At 46.6% G+C, this 12,848-nt stretch carries 10 protein-coding genes; 2 read left to right on the top strand and 8 right to left on the bottom strand.

Annotated features, from left to right (window positions below):
- Positions 1-9 precede the first annotated feature (9 nt).
- Together ACGF7G_RS10545 and ACGF7G_RS10540 are read left to right on the top strand one after the other, a co-directional pair.
- Entirely contained in the window at positions 10-4,260 is a 4,251-nt protein-coding gene (locus tag ACGF7G_RS10545; protein WP_387465306.1) for a beta-ketoacyl synthase N-terminal-like domain-containing protein, read from the top strand.
- Between the two features lie 2 nt (positions 4,261-4,262).
- Positions 4,263-7,277 carry a PfaD family polyunsaturated fatty acid/polyketide biosynthesis protein gene (locus ACGF7G_RS10540; RefSeq protein WP_387465304.1) on the top strand — a complete coding sequence of 1,005 codons (3,015 nt, stop codon included), beginning with the start codon at positions 4,263-4,265 and terminating at the stop codon, positions 7,275-7,277.
- Between the two features lie 271 nt (positions 7,278-7,548).
- Here the strand turns inward: ACGF7G_RS10540 and ACGF7G_RS10535 are convergent, their stop codons facing one another.
- From ACGF7G_RS10535 to hpaA, 8 genes are all read right to left on the bottom strand, one after another.
- Positions 7,549-8,295: an SDR family oxidoreductase gene (locus tag ACGF7G_RS10535; RefSeq protein WP_387465301.1), complete on the bottom strand. Its 747-nt coding sequence runs from the start codon at positions 8,293-8,295 to the stop codon at positions 7,549-7,551.
- Positions 8,296-8,512: 217 nt separating this feature from the next.
- Positions 8,513-8,827, bottom strand: coding sequence for a hypothetical protein (locus ACGF7G_RS10530; protein WP_387465298.1), 315 nt, complete (start codon positions 8,825-8,827; stop codon positions 8,513-8,515).
- Between the two features lie 45 nt (positions 8,828-8,872).
- Positions 8,873-9,181: a contact-dependent growth inhibition system immunity protein gene (locus ACGF7G_RS10525; protein ID WP_387465295.1), complete on the bottom strand. Its 309-nt coding sequence runs from the start codon at positions 9,179-9,181 to the stop codon at positions 8,873-8,875.
- Positions 9,182-9,222: 41 nt separating this feature from the next.
- Positions 9,223-9,513, bottom strand: a complete 291-nt coding sequence (locus ACGF7G_RS10520) for a contact-dependent growth inhibition system immunity protein (protein WP_387465292.1) — start codon at positions 9,511-9,513, stop codon at positions 9,223-9,225.
- A 16-nt stretch (positions 9,514-9,529) separates the two neighbouring features.
- Complete coding sequence (locus tag ACGF7G_RS10515) at positions 9,530-10,399, bottom strand: RNase A-like domain-containing protein (RefSeq protein ID WP_387465290.1); 870 nt, start codon at positions 10,397-10,399, stop codon at positions 9,530-9,532.
- A 2-nt stretch (positions 10,400-10,401) separates the two neighbouring features.
- Entirely contained in the window at positions 10,402-10,881 is a 480-nt protein-coding gene (locus tag ACGF7G_RS10510) for an Hcp family type VI secretion system effector (RefSeq protein ID WP_387465288.1), read from the bottom strand.
- Positions 10,882-11,269: 388 nt separating this feature from the next.
- Positions 11,270-11,587, bottom strand: a complete 318-nt coding sequence (locus tag ACGF7G_RS10505) for a YjeO family protein (RefSeq protein ID WP_133813609.1) — start codon at positions 11,585-11,587, stop codon at positions 11,270-11,272.
- Positions 11,588-11,952: 365 nt separating this feature from the next.
- Positions 11,953-12,843, bottom strand: a complete 891-nt coding sequence (gene hpaA / locus ACGF7G_RS10500) for a 4-hydroxyphenylacetate catabolism regulatory protein HpaA (protein WP_387465286.1) — start codon at positions 12,841-12,843, stop codon at positions 11,953-11,955.
- Positions 12,844-12,848: the final 5 nt, after the last annotated feature.

Below are 12,848 nucleotides of genomic sequence, written 5' to 3'. Positions count from 1 at the left end.
TACTCTGTCATGGAAAATATTGCGATTGTGGGGCTGGGCTGTCTGTTTCCTGAGGCAGATACCATTGAAAAATACTGGGCAAACCTTTGCCTGAAAAATGATAGTACAACCCCGTTATCTGCTAAGGAAGTCGGTGTCGATCCTGCATTTTATTATCATCCAGTTTCAGGCACAGTTGATAAAATAAGTTATAACCGAAATGGACATGTTCGCGATTTTCACTTTGACGCGAAAGGCTATGCGTTGCCTGAGAATGAAATACTTACTTTGGACAATTTGTTTAAATGGACGATTTATACGGCGGCAGAGGCGCTGAATGATAGTGGATACCGTGATAAACAGGCCGTGTTAAAAAAGACCGGGTTGTTAATTGGTAATATAGGTATGCCGACGCATAGTGGCAAGCGTTTGATGAGTCCGTTTTACCATCGTTTATTAACGCCATATGTCCAGCAATTAATTGGACGCCCAGATTTCAGTTTCGATCAATTCTGGCCGGAAGAGGCGCATTCAGATCTTAACCTGATAACGGGTGGGCATAATGCCACCATCGCCGCCCAGGCATTGGGCTTGCAGGGGCCGAGTTATGCCCTGGATGCCGCTTGTTCATCGGCGCTTTACGCAATAAAAATGGCAGCAGATTACCTTGCTTTCGGCAAGGCAGAGATGATGCTGGTCGGCGCAGTTTGCCATGCCGATCATATCTATATTAACCAAGGGTTTAATATCCTGCGGGCCTTCCCGGATGGTGGTGCCTCGGTGCCCTTTGAACGCACCTCCGAAGGGTTGAAAGCGGGTGAGGGAGCTGGCATTGTGGCGATCAAACGTTATGCCGATGCCATTCGTGATAATGACAAAATTTATGGCGTAATTGAATCGATCGGTTTATCCAACGACGCTGGGGGCAAGCATATTCTGGTGCCGGATGCCAACGGACAGCGGTTGGCGCTGGAGCGTGCCTACCGCAACAGCAGTCCCGAGATAGATTATCTCGAATGCCATGCCACCGGCACCCCGGTGGGTGATCAAGTCGAGTTGGCGACGGTTGAAGCTTTCTTTGATTGTGCGAAAAAGAGGCTGCTGTTGGGGGCCAATAAGGCTAACAATGGTCACATGCTGACGGCGTCTGGTATGGGCAGTCTGTTGAAGGTGATCCTGGCTATGCAGCACGATCTGATTCCTGCGACCCTTGGTGTGCAGCAATTGGTGACCACGCCGGCTGGTCAGCTTAGTCTCGAACACGTGGTTCGTAGTACTCAGCCGTGGCCTGCTAATGGTCGGCCAAAGCGTGCCGGAATTAATGCGTTCGGCTTCGGCGGTGTCAATGCCCATATGGTGATCAGTGAGGATCATCCACGGTTGCGTGCCGCGCAAAGCGAATCTTGGAGCCCGTTGGTGATTGCGCCTCTGGCGCTGGTGGGTATTGGCGTACACTTGGCGCAGACGGAGGATACCGATACCCTGGATCAGGCGGTGCAACAAGGGACACAGCATTTGTATACGCTGCCGCCAACGCGCTGGATGGGCATTGAACAGCGTGCCGATGTGTTGGCTATGCGCGGGGTAGAGCAACCACCGCTAGGTTCCTACATTGAGAAATTTGAGTTCGATTGCAAACGTTTCAAGCTGCCGCCGAACGTAGTCGGCCCATATCTGCTTTCCCATCTATTTTTATTGCCGGTGGCCGAGCGTGCCTTCATTGACGCGGGTTATGCATTGGACGGTAGTAAACGCAACATTGCCGTGATTGTTGCCGGAGGAGTGGATTATGGCTGTTTACGTAGCCAGGCCCGTAATGAAATCAGCTGGCAATTGGCGCAGAGTCTGCGTAGTCACGACATCGAACTGCCTGACACCGATGTGCAGGCATTACAAACCATCTTGAAGGATAGCTTGTGCCCGACCCCGTACCCAGAGGGCATTACCGGTGGGATTGGTAACGTGGTGGCGAGTCGGCTTGCCGCTCACCTGCACCTGAATGGCCCGGTATTCTCGTTGTACAGTGAAGAGAGTGCGCCGTTCAAAGCTTTTGAACTGGCACAGTTCATGCTCGCCCGTCAACAGGTTGATGCCGTGATTGTTGCCAGCTGTAGTTTTGCCGGCGGGGTAGAAAACGTCTTGTGGGACCATCAGTCGTGTCAGGCGAATCAAGCGGTGGGTGATGGTGGCGGTGTCGTGGTGTTGCGGCGGGAACAGGATGCTCTGCGCGAGACCATTCCCATCTATGCGGTAGTTGAAGGTTTGGCGATCGGTCATGCGGCGGATCGCCAACTGGTGTTCAACGCCGACGAAGATGAGATGGTTATGGCGATGACGCAGGGGCTGGCGGCAGCGGGCTGCACCGAGGAACAGATAGATTACCTTGAGATTTACGCTGGTGGGCGGCCTAATGAGATTGCCACTGAGCTGGCCGCATTGGGCCAGGTGTATGCTTCGCCACAGCGCCAGGCACCGCTGACCCTCGGTACACTGAAGGCGCACTATGGTCATCTGTCGGCGGCTAACGGTTTGCTGGGAATTATCAAAGCAGCGTTGCAACTTACCCAGCGCTATCTGCCGGCATTACCCGATTATGCACAATCCACCCAGTTGACATACAGCGGCGGAGATCATTTTTCTTTGCCGAAGCAAACACAGTTCTGGCCGCAATCGGTACAGGGGTTGCGGCGTGCGGCAATCAACCATATCGGTATCGACCGCGCTTACAGTCATATGATCCTGCGCGAATCGCAGGATGGGCCGCGTGCTCGGCCTGCAAAAGCCACGGCACCGGCTGCGGGGGAGTTTAAGGTCACGGTCTATACCGCCAGGGAGAAAACGCTGGCTGATTTTATTATCAACGAAACCAATCTGGCATATTTCTCGGGTGCGGTGAACATCGCGACGAACCCTGATACCCAGGTGACTCCTGCGGCTACCGCGCTCAAGTACCTGGTGCGTAATGCACAAACCCAACTACAGTATTTGCGCCTTGAACAGTCTTATTATCAGTTGCTTAAACACATCCTCAGTGATCATTCCGCCGCCGCTGCCGCGAGTACGCCGCTGTTCGATGAGAGCCAGATTATTGAGCTGACTGACGGTTTGGTCGCAAATGTGCTGGGGGTAGAGTATGCCAAGGTGGACTGTTATCCGGTACGCACTCGCATGCCGTCCCCGCCGTACCTGTTTGTCTCGCGTATTACCGCGCTGTCAGCGGTTAAGGATCGGCTTGAGCCTTGCTACATTGAGTGGGAGTACGATATTCCTGTTGATGCCTGGTATGTGGTGGACGGCAAGGCCCCGGCTTTTATCGTCCTGGAATCCTCCCACGCGCTGATAGTGGCCTTCACTGTCATCGGCTGTGATCACCTGTTCAAAGGGCTATTGGGCTACCGCGCGGTAGACAGTCAAACCACGGTGTACAGCGAGATGCCGAAGGCGGGTGAGGTGCTGCGTGGCCGGGTCGATATCAACTCCTGCGTGCGCGCTGGAGGGATGGTCTTGATTGCCTATGAATATTGCTGCTACGTCGGTGAGCGACTGGTGTTAAAACAGGTAGGTAACTCCGGCTTCTTTACCATGCGCGACATCGCCAAAGTCAGGCAGATAGATACCGCGCCGTATTTTGCCGCAGCAAAACTGGCCCAACCCTTCACGCCGCTGTTGCGCTGCCTGCGCCAACGTTTTGACGAACAGCATATCAGTGCTCTGATGCAAGGGGACATTGCCACCTGTTTTGGTCCGCAGTATGCCCATGACGGTGCCGTCAAATTTTCTGCTCCACATTCACGCATGCTCAGTCGGGTGCTGAATGTTGACTTATCCGGCGGGGCTTTTGGCCTGGGGGAGGTGATCGGTGAGATGGATATTGATCCCAAACACTGGGTATTCAAAGTGCATTTCAAAAACGATCCGGTTATGCCGGGCACGTTATTGGTTGAGGGTTGCGAACAGTTGGTAAAGTTCTACCTGTATTATCTTGGGCTGAACTCGCAAAGCGATTTGGTCTCCCACTCGCTGTACAACCTTCAGTGCAGCGCTAAATTTCGCAGTGAAGTAAAGTGCGAACGCAACGTGTTGCGTTATCGCCTGACCTGTAAATCGATCGATGCTCAGTACCAGGATGATAGCACTACTTTGACGGCTATCTCGCTGATCTTCATCGCTGAAATCATCTATCGCGGCAACGTCATTGGTCTGTGTGATAACTTGGGCACAGGCTTTACCCGGCGTCTGTCTCTGCCTTCCACTGCGGCGTTGTTGACACAGGGAGCATGAAAATGAGTCATCGTTTATCTGTTAACCAATCCAGTAGCCGATACCCAGCATCTGCGCTGCCGCTGACGGCGGGTTCCGCCAGTTTGTATGATCTTGAACACGCCCTGCAAGTGGTGCAATTGGGTGACGGGGTGGCGCTATTACCGGCCAATGAACCACTTCCTTCCGGGCAGGCGGTTGTGCTCGGTATGTTACCGGCGGTGACGGAAGCCGATCTGGGGGATAACAGTTTCCGCCGGGATTATGGCGTACGTCTGGCCTATTACGCAGGGGCGATGGCAAATGGCATTCATTCAGAAGGGATGGTGATCGCCCTGGGTCAGCACGGTATCCTTGGTATTTTAGGTGCTGGTGGGTTGAGCATTCCGCGCATTGCCGAGGCTATTACCACGCTGCGCCAGCACCTGCCCAACGGGCCATTTGGTGTTAACCTTCTGCACAACCCCGGCAACCCGGAGTGGGAAATGGCCTGTGTGCGGTTGTGCATGGAGCACCAGGTCAGGGTGGTTGAGGCCTCGGCCTATATCAAACTGAGCATGGCATTGGTGTACTACCGCACTTGTGGGCTGAAGTGGCAACAAGATGGCGGCATCCTGCGCCAAAACCGCATCATTGCTAAGGTATCACGCCGTGAGGTTGCTGAGTGTTTTTTGCGTCCGGCACCGGAAAATATCCTGAAAAAACTGCTGACTGAGGGGGTGATTACCGCAGAGCAGGCAGCGTTGGCGCGTCAAGTGCCGATGGCGGATGACATTACCGTGGAAGGAGACTCCGGTGGCCATACTGATCAAGGGGTACTGTCCTGTATCTTCCGCTCCGTGGTGCAGCTACGCGACGACATTGAGCACGAGTCCGGCCACCGTTTCCGGGTGCGGATTGGCGCGGCAGGCGGTTTGGGAACCCCTCACGCCATTCTGTCTGCTTTTGCCCTCGGCGCGGCGTATGTAGTGACCGGCTCAATAAACCAGGCTTGCGTGGAGGCTGGCACTTCTGAGACAGTAAAACAGATGTTAGGTAAGGCGCAGATAGGTGATGTGGCGACGGCGCCGTCGGCAGATATGTTTGAGCTGGGCGCTAAAGTACAGGTGCTGAAACTGGGCAGTATGTATGCGATACGCGCCCAGAAGCTCTACGCGCTGTATAAGCAGTACGACAGCTTGGACGTGCTCCCGGCTCAGGACGTGGCCCAGTTGGAAAAGCAGATCTTCCATAAGCCGCTGGCTGAAATCTGGCAGGAGACGGTGGCTTATTTCCAGCGTTGCAACCTGTCTGCGGTGATTGAAAAGGCGGAGCAGCAGCCAAAGAAAAAAATGGCGCTGCTGTTTCAGTGGTATCTCGGCCAGTCATCTGGTTGGGCGATAAACGGTGAAGCGACGCGCCATATGGATTATCAAATCTGGTGCGGTTCGGCGATGGGGGCGATGAACGAGTGGCTACAGGGCTCGCCACTGGAGGATGTGGCGCAGCGCAAGGTGGCGGAACTTGCCCACTTGCTGATGAGTGGAGCTGCTTACCTGACTCGCATTGCACTGCTTGAGCTTATGCACGTCACGCTTCCGGAACCGGTTAAGCGGTATGCGCCGTTTAACTTATCCAAAGGTGTAGATCATGCTAACGGCAATTCGACACTAGAAACACAGGCGGAAAGTAAGCAATCTATGGACGCAGTAACAAAACTGTCATTGAAAAGTTCAAAGGAGTTTTATAACAAATGCTGGGATCTGCTGCCTGGTGGCACTCATTACAACTTCGACGATCCTAAACAGTCATTGGTGATCCCGTTCAACCGAGGGCGCAACTCGCGCGTCTGGGACCTGGATGGTAATGAACACCTCGATCTATTCTGTAAGTTCGGCGCACTGTTTGTTGGTCATCACAATGAAGCCTACAACGAGTCGCTAATTCAGTACATGGGCAAGGTCACATCGGTGGATACCTGCGATCTGGAAGTGGAAGTGTGTGAAACCATGGTGAAGCACATCCCCTGTGCCGAGATGGTCCGCTTCTGCCTGAGTGGTACCGAGGCAGTACAGAATGCGTTACGTTTGGCACGTGGCTTTACCGGCAAAAATTGCTTTGTTCGTTTCTACGGCCATTACCATGGCAATGCCGATAACATGATGGGGTGGTGTAATGAGCAGGATCTTCACTATCCGGCACCAGAGCAGTTTCAGGGCGATTTGCCCGATACCAGGGGGCTCGAGAGCGGTTCGATTGCTGGTCAGTCCTTTATGCTGCCGTGGAATGACATTGACGTGCTCGCGACGACTATTGAGCGCTATCACAACGAAATCGCTGCTGTGCTGATGGAGCCTATCTGTATCAACGGTGGCGGCATTTTCCCGCGTGAAGGCTATCTGGGGAAGGCCAAGGCGCTGTGTGAAAAATACAATATTGTGCTGATTTTTGATGAGGTTATCACCGGTGTGCGCTTAGGCCTCGGCGGTGCGCAGCAACTGCTGGGCGTCACCCCGCACCTGGCGACCTTCGGCAAGGCGTTGGGCGGTGGTGCAATGCCGATTTCCGCCATTGTTGGCCGCCGCGACATCATGAACCTGTATACCCGTGGCAAAGTAATCCATACCGGTACTTTCAATGGTTATCCGCTGGGGCTGGCGGCTATCAAGGCAACTTTTTCACTGATTGAGCGTGATCTGGGTTGTTACGACCGCATGGCTGGCATTACTCGTCAACTCGCCAATGTTTTCGTCAAGGCGGCTGAAGCGGTTGATCTACCTCTGGTGATTCAGGGTATGCCAACCGCGCTGGTGTACCACTCTCAGCAGGAGCCGGTCGAGCAATCCCTGGGTTACAGAGATAAGGTAAAGTGCTGCGGCGACATCATCCGCGAGACGGCTAAACACTACGGCATCCAGTTCTCACCGTTGTCGCGTATCTATTCTAACTTGCTGATATCACAGGATGATGTGCGCTTCTTCGAAGAACGCATCTTTGATGCCATGGTTAACGCCCGCAAGATCATCGACACGACTTTCAAAGAAGGAATTGATACATGAGTCGGCAAATTGCCGTCATCACGGATGCGGTAGGCGGTTTTGGTTCGGCGGTTGTCGAGGTGCTGCTGGATATCGGCTATCTGGTGACCGCGTAGGATATACACTAAGCTGGACGAGCGTTCTGGCATATTATTTATCCAGGCAGCAGCAATTTGCCTTGTTATTAATATGCCAATTCAGCTGATTAATAATGGACTACAGATATTAACTTGGGGGTAATTGAAAATGTGGATCGTCTTTCATTCTCTGGTTTCTTTTCCAATTTGTCGTTTTATTTCCCTCCGGCTAGGTCAATAAAATTCCCGGTCACGTATGAGGCTTCATTCGATAATAACCAGGCTATAGCTTGTGCGACTTCTTCCGGTTGTCCGCCACGCTTCATTGGGAGAGAATTCTTCACTCGTTCAACCCGGTTTGGCTCGCCGCCATCAGTATGCATATCGGTATAAATAAATCCGGGGCGAACGGCATTTACCCGAATTCCCTGAGCTGCGACTTCCAGAGACAGGCCGATAGTTAAAGTATCAATTGCGCCTTTCGATGCTGCGTAGTCAATATATTCATGCGGTGCTCCCAGCCGGGATGCTGCTGATGAAACATTGACGATTGATCCACCTTGACCTCCATGCCGTAAAGACATTTTTTTAACGGCTTCCCGTGCACAGAGAAAACTGCCCACGACATTGGTGGCGAAAATATCATTTAAGCGATCAGCGGTTAATTGCTCAATAGACGCCTGTGGTTTAAGTATTCCGGCGTTATTGACCAAACCTGTTATGTATCCAAGTTCTGTATCGGTTCTCTGGAAAAGTTCGATAACTTGTTTTTCATCAGCGACATCGACTTGGATTGCGATAGCTTTACCACCCATCTGACAGATAATTTCGATGACTTCCAAAGCCTTATCTTGATTGGTATGGTAACCAATACCAATATGATGTCCCTTTTCTGCCAGATAAAAAGCTGTTGCACGACCAATGCCGCGTGATCCACCCGTAATTAATGTGATTTTTTGCATAGTTTTCTCATTTAATTAGATCAGTTATTTGTTCATTCTTATCTAAATAACTTTTTACTTTTTTTAGTGTGTAATTTAGAAAATTTAAAGTTACAGTTTCCCATATATCAGAATAAAAGTCATTACTATTGAGTAGCACTTTTGAAGTATAATAGATAATTATTTATTGCCTTCAAAAGCGTTTTTTATTCGAAAATTTTATGGGTTCAAGGTTGATTTATTTATCCTTTTTAAGGTGTTTGCTTATATAACTTTGCATTATTTTTGATGACTGATTCAGATGTTCTAATATGGCGGAAATGGTTTCCCATAACTTTGGATCAGCTGCATCATAATGATGGTTGCTAAAACATCCTTTTATATTTTTAGCGTCACGGATAAGATAATTAATATTGTCTAATAATATTAGTGGTGCAATGTTAAGAAAGTTTCCTTGCAACTCATTTAATATTTCGTGAAATGATTCAAAATCATTCCTATCAATAGCATTTTTCAGCTTATCTATGTACTGCAATTTTTCTCTCATTTCCATTATATTTAACCTCTTTGTTTATTGTCACATTAAAAATTACTATGGTTAGTCATCTTTATCCAAATATTCTTGTGCTAATTTGGATGCGTAATTTATAAATTCAAGAGCAGTGGTGTCCCACAGTTCAGGGCAAAAATCGGAGTCGTGATAGAGAAAATCAAATCTGTTCTCTACATTTTCGGATGTGTTAATAATAGAATCGATTTCTTCTATTAACCCTTTTATCATTCCTCGAGTTGCAACGTGAAGAAAATCATCGATAACGTCATTAAGCTCTGGTCCAGATATTATCGCATAATCTTGATTAAAATAAGCATACATAAAAATATCTAGAAAAGGATACTGTCCGTTCATTAAATTAAACCTCCTTTTCTATTGTTGCATTCAAGAACACTTTAATATTTATCTAAACAATTTTGTGTCTTTTTCAATACGTATTTTAAAAATTCAAGTGCTGTGGTATTCCATAATTTAGGGCAGAAACTAGAACTATAATAGAGTGCTTGAAAGTCTTTCTCTATATCTTCTGAATTCTGGATAAAAGACTCTATCTCCTCCATTAACTCTCTTTTCATCTCTTCGCTTGCAGTATCAAGATAGTCATTTATGACGTCATCAAGTTCTGGGCCAGATATTATATCGTAATCTTGATTGAAATAAGCAAACATTAAACGATTGAGTTCCATTTCTCTTTCCTAAGGTTTAATATGTTGGAAATGCTGTTAATATATAATATAGTTTACCATTGAATTCGGAGTGAGTTAGAACTACTCTAACTTTATATAGTTTCTGTATATTTTTAGATCCATTAATAAGACCAAAACCAACAGGTGTGCTTGAAACATATTCAATCTCTTGTTTTACTCCTTTTGGAGTATGTTTTAGTAAAGTGGTTATTTTTATCTGATTATTCTTTAAGGCTTTTGAAATTACTTTCTCTGCCACATCTTGGTTATAAAATGTGCTTACTTCTCTTAATCTTCCTTTACTGTTTAGTATCCTATCCCTCAACTCCTGCTCCGATAACCCAACATGTTTAGCCAAAGTATGACCACCTGGTTTTAATCCAGTCTCTGACTCATGCTCAATTAATTTAATCCTGCCTACCCGAATAGAGGCAACTCTAACAGCTCCCACTATTGAAGCAAATGATAACGGTACAGCGATATCAACGGTAAGACCTATTTCAGACGCGGTATAGTCATCAGCACCAAATTCTTTCGCTAAATCTACCGCCGCGCGATAAGTTTCCGTCATTGTTTCTCTGCCGGTTATCATTTGACTGGCAGAAGCATTCATTACATCAAGACTATGTGCCCCGACAATAACACAGGCCGCTTTAGTGAGTGTGGTCGGGTCGGGTACCAGACAAAGACCGCCGGCGCCAATAAGTTCAACTACCCCGGCGGCTAAACCCGCACCCCCTAATATTCGGTTACTCCAGGTTTCTTCTTCAGTAACGGTATTATCCGACAGAACTGCTGCCAACTGAACCGGCGAAAAAACAATGCGTAACCCATTTTCAGATTCTGAATCAACAGCATCATCAGTCAAATAATTGACGTTATTCATAGTTAATAGATCCTGTCATCCCAGAAGCTATAAGAACCTGTTGAACAAGCAAGATTGTTCCAGGTGATATTCTTGTAAGTGAAACAGATAACTTCTTGTGGTGTGCCTGCATTATTGTCTTTGGAGTGCGGGTAATTGGATTTTATGCTGGATATAAAAGCATAGCCTAGCCTGATAGAATAGTATTTTTCTAACCCTCCGGTTGGCGATGTTCGGTACAATTCAAATAAACATTCCAGTTCTTCATTTTCAGAAAAACACTGTGCCAATAAAGGCGAAGATTTATCGATAGGCTTTATTATCATGACCGGATGATGAGAAGCATGTTGCTCTCGGGTCATTAAATGTTGAAGCGTGTAAATGAAGATTTCATTTTCATGACCATGCTGGTAATGATTGCCGATAGAGTTTAAAGAGCCGCAGCCAGCGGAGATCAAACCCTGTTTTTTACCTTTCAGTGTTAAATAAATTATATTCGCCATATTGGTTACTCCTTATACTGTTTGTTTGATTCTTATGTAGGGTGTGTAGAAAAGTCAACCAAAAATTTATAAATTTGAAATAATTTACATTAATAAGGCGGATACAGAAGAAATATGGCGAAAAAATAGGGTCGATATTATCAATGTCATTAGGTTATTTATTTTTTTATATCATATGGTTAGTGATAATGAGATAGTTATTTTTTTCATAACGAGGTGTTTATAAAGACATTTTTAATTCTGTGATTTCTATGTGATTTGAATATTAGGAAATACGTGGTTTTCAAATGCCATGATTGTCATAAAATCAAAGTATAAAACGGATTTTAAACCCGACAGGCTATTTAGGTAGCGTCTGATAGCTGCTACCTATTTATTTGACATTATTTTAAATACACACCATTAGTCTGATAAAAAACCGCCATATCCAATATCCCAGTAACGTAAATGTAATGACATTAAGGGAACGTGATTTGAATCTTTTCTTTGCAGTTGCATAAATTAATGGCGATATAATCAGTAAGCATGTTGGTGCAAATAGATCACGGTTATCATCTATAAGTGCTCTATAAATAGCACAGATGTTATTTAAATCCTTACCAACTACGTAGTGTTCTTCTTCTAAATAAGACATCAAAAATATAAATAACGCGCAAAAAATGGCATAACTGATATTTAAAGCTAAAGCGATAGCTAATTTGCTCATTCTGAAACTCTCATTATTAAATGCATTGTCTTTTCTCTATTTCCACAAATAGTAAAATAGCGGTTTTTCCTTAGTATCAGCCCTCCAGTCGCCATTAACTTATCCTTAATAGTTCCAGTAAGTCATATAACTCCAGTATATTCATAATTTTAATTCTGGGAAGAGATTTTGTAACAAAAATGATTAAATTTTGGGTGATCTGATAGCGGGAAATATAAAGATTTAAAAGATAGATAGCGTAGTAATCGTCACCTCATTTGTAGTTTAAGGTAAAGATTTTTTATCGATATTAAAACTTTCAAGTTTCATATTTTCATTACGGTTAGAATAAAAAGTGCCTATCGTGCTATAAAGAGTATTGCTGTTTATGTTTCGCGAGTATTTTTTTCCCGCCAAAGGCTGGGAGAACAGCCTACTAATCGATTAAAAAAGCGGGCAAAATAGGCGGGATCCTTGAATCCAAGCTGATAAGCAACTTCAAATACAGCGCAATCACTGAAGAGTAATAACCGTTTGGCTTCACGTAGTTGACGGTCGAAAATCAATCGTTTAGGTGGGCGATTGGCAAACCGACGGCACATATCCTTTAACCGCGATTCGGTAATTCCTAGCTTATGGGCATATTCCGGTACGGAAAGATGATTACGATAATAGTTGTCTATTAATTGGTGAAATCGCTGAAATAATCTAATTTCCCCGCGTACCCCATTAACGGGGTGGTCATCAAGGGGAATATTGCGCAATAGCAGGGCGAATAGTGCTTGTGCCAAAAATGTCAGTGATTGTGTCCTCCCGATAAAGTTATTGGATGATTCGCGAGCTATTAACGCCCAATAATGGTTAAAAGCTTCCAGCTCTTCCGGTTTATCTGCGACAGATAAGCAAATCGCCGGAATATCCAGAATATCTTTGTTGGCCGGATAGAGGGATTCTAATAGCGGCAATATCAATTCCTGCCGCACGGTAAGTACATATCCGTCACTGTCATCTTGAGTAAAGAAAGCATGAGGAACGGAGGGCGGCGTCAGAATAAACAGCGGTGCTTGTACAGAATAGTGTTGATCATCCAGCTGCAATTCAATATGGCCGGTGATCAAAAAATGAAGCTGGAAGAAACCGTCATGACGATGAGCTTGCATATTACGACCGAAAAATGCCGCCATCCGGCCAAAAGTTTGGTAATGCACATCATCTGTGCCTTGGGTCTCATCATAATCTTTACTGATATCAATATTGGCAATGATAGGCCCGGTCATGAGGG

Source organism: Photorhabdus sp. RM323S, assembly GCF_042879375.1.
GTDB lineage: Bacteria > Pseudomonadota > Gammaproteobacteria > Enterobacterales > Enterobacteriaceae > Photorhabdus > Photorhabdus tasmaniensis.
Note: the sequence above shows the minus strand (reverse complement) of the source record. Positions and strands in the feature narration are given on the sequence as shown.

Coding starts and splice junctions, on each gene's coding strand:
- ACGF7G_RS10545 (WP_387465306.1), top strand. CDS start 10: ATGGAAAATATTGCGATTGTGGGGCTGGGCTGTCTGTTTCCTGAGGCA.
- ACGF7G_RS10540 (WP_387465304.1), top strand. CDS start 4,263: ATGAGTCATCGTTTATCTGTTAACCAATCCAGTAGCCGATACCCAGCA.
- ACGF7G_RS10535 (WP_387465301.1), bottom strand. CDS start 8,295: ATGCAAAAAATCACATTAATTACGGGTGGATCACGCGGCATTGGTCGT.
- ACGF7G_RS10530 (WP_387465298.1), bottom strand. CDS start 8,827: ATGGAAATGAGAGAAAAATTGCAGTACATAGATAAGCTGAAAAATGCT.
- ACGF7G_RS10525 (WP_387465295.1), bottom strand. CDS start 9,181: ATGAACGGACAGTATCCTTTTCTAGATATTTTTATGTATGCTTATTTT.
- ACGF7G_RS10520 (WP_387465292.1), bottom strand. CDS start 9,513: ATGGAACTCAATCGTTTAATGTTTGCTTATTTCAATCAAGATTACGAT.
- ACGF7G_RS10515 (WP_387465290.1), bottom strand. CDS start 10,399: ATGAATAACGTCAATTATTTGACTGATGATGCTGTTGATTCAGAATCT.
- ACGF7G_RS10510 (WP_387465288.1), bottom strand. CDS start 10,881: ATGGCGAATATAATTTATTTAACACTGAAAGGTAAAAAACAGGGTTTG.
- ACGF7G_RS10505 (WP_133813609.1), bottom strand. CDS start 11,587: ATGAGCAAATTAGCTATCGCTTTAGCTTTAAATATCAGTTATGCCATT.
- hpaA (WP_387465286.1), bottom strand. CDS start 12,843: ATGACCGGGCCTATCATTGCCAATATTGATATCAGTAAAGATTATGAT.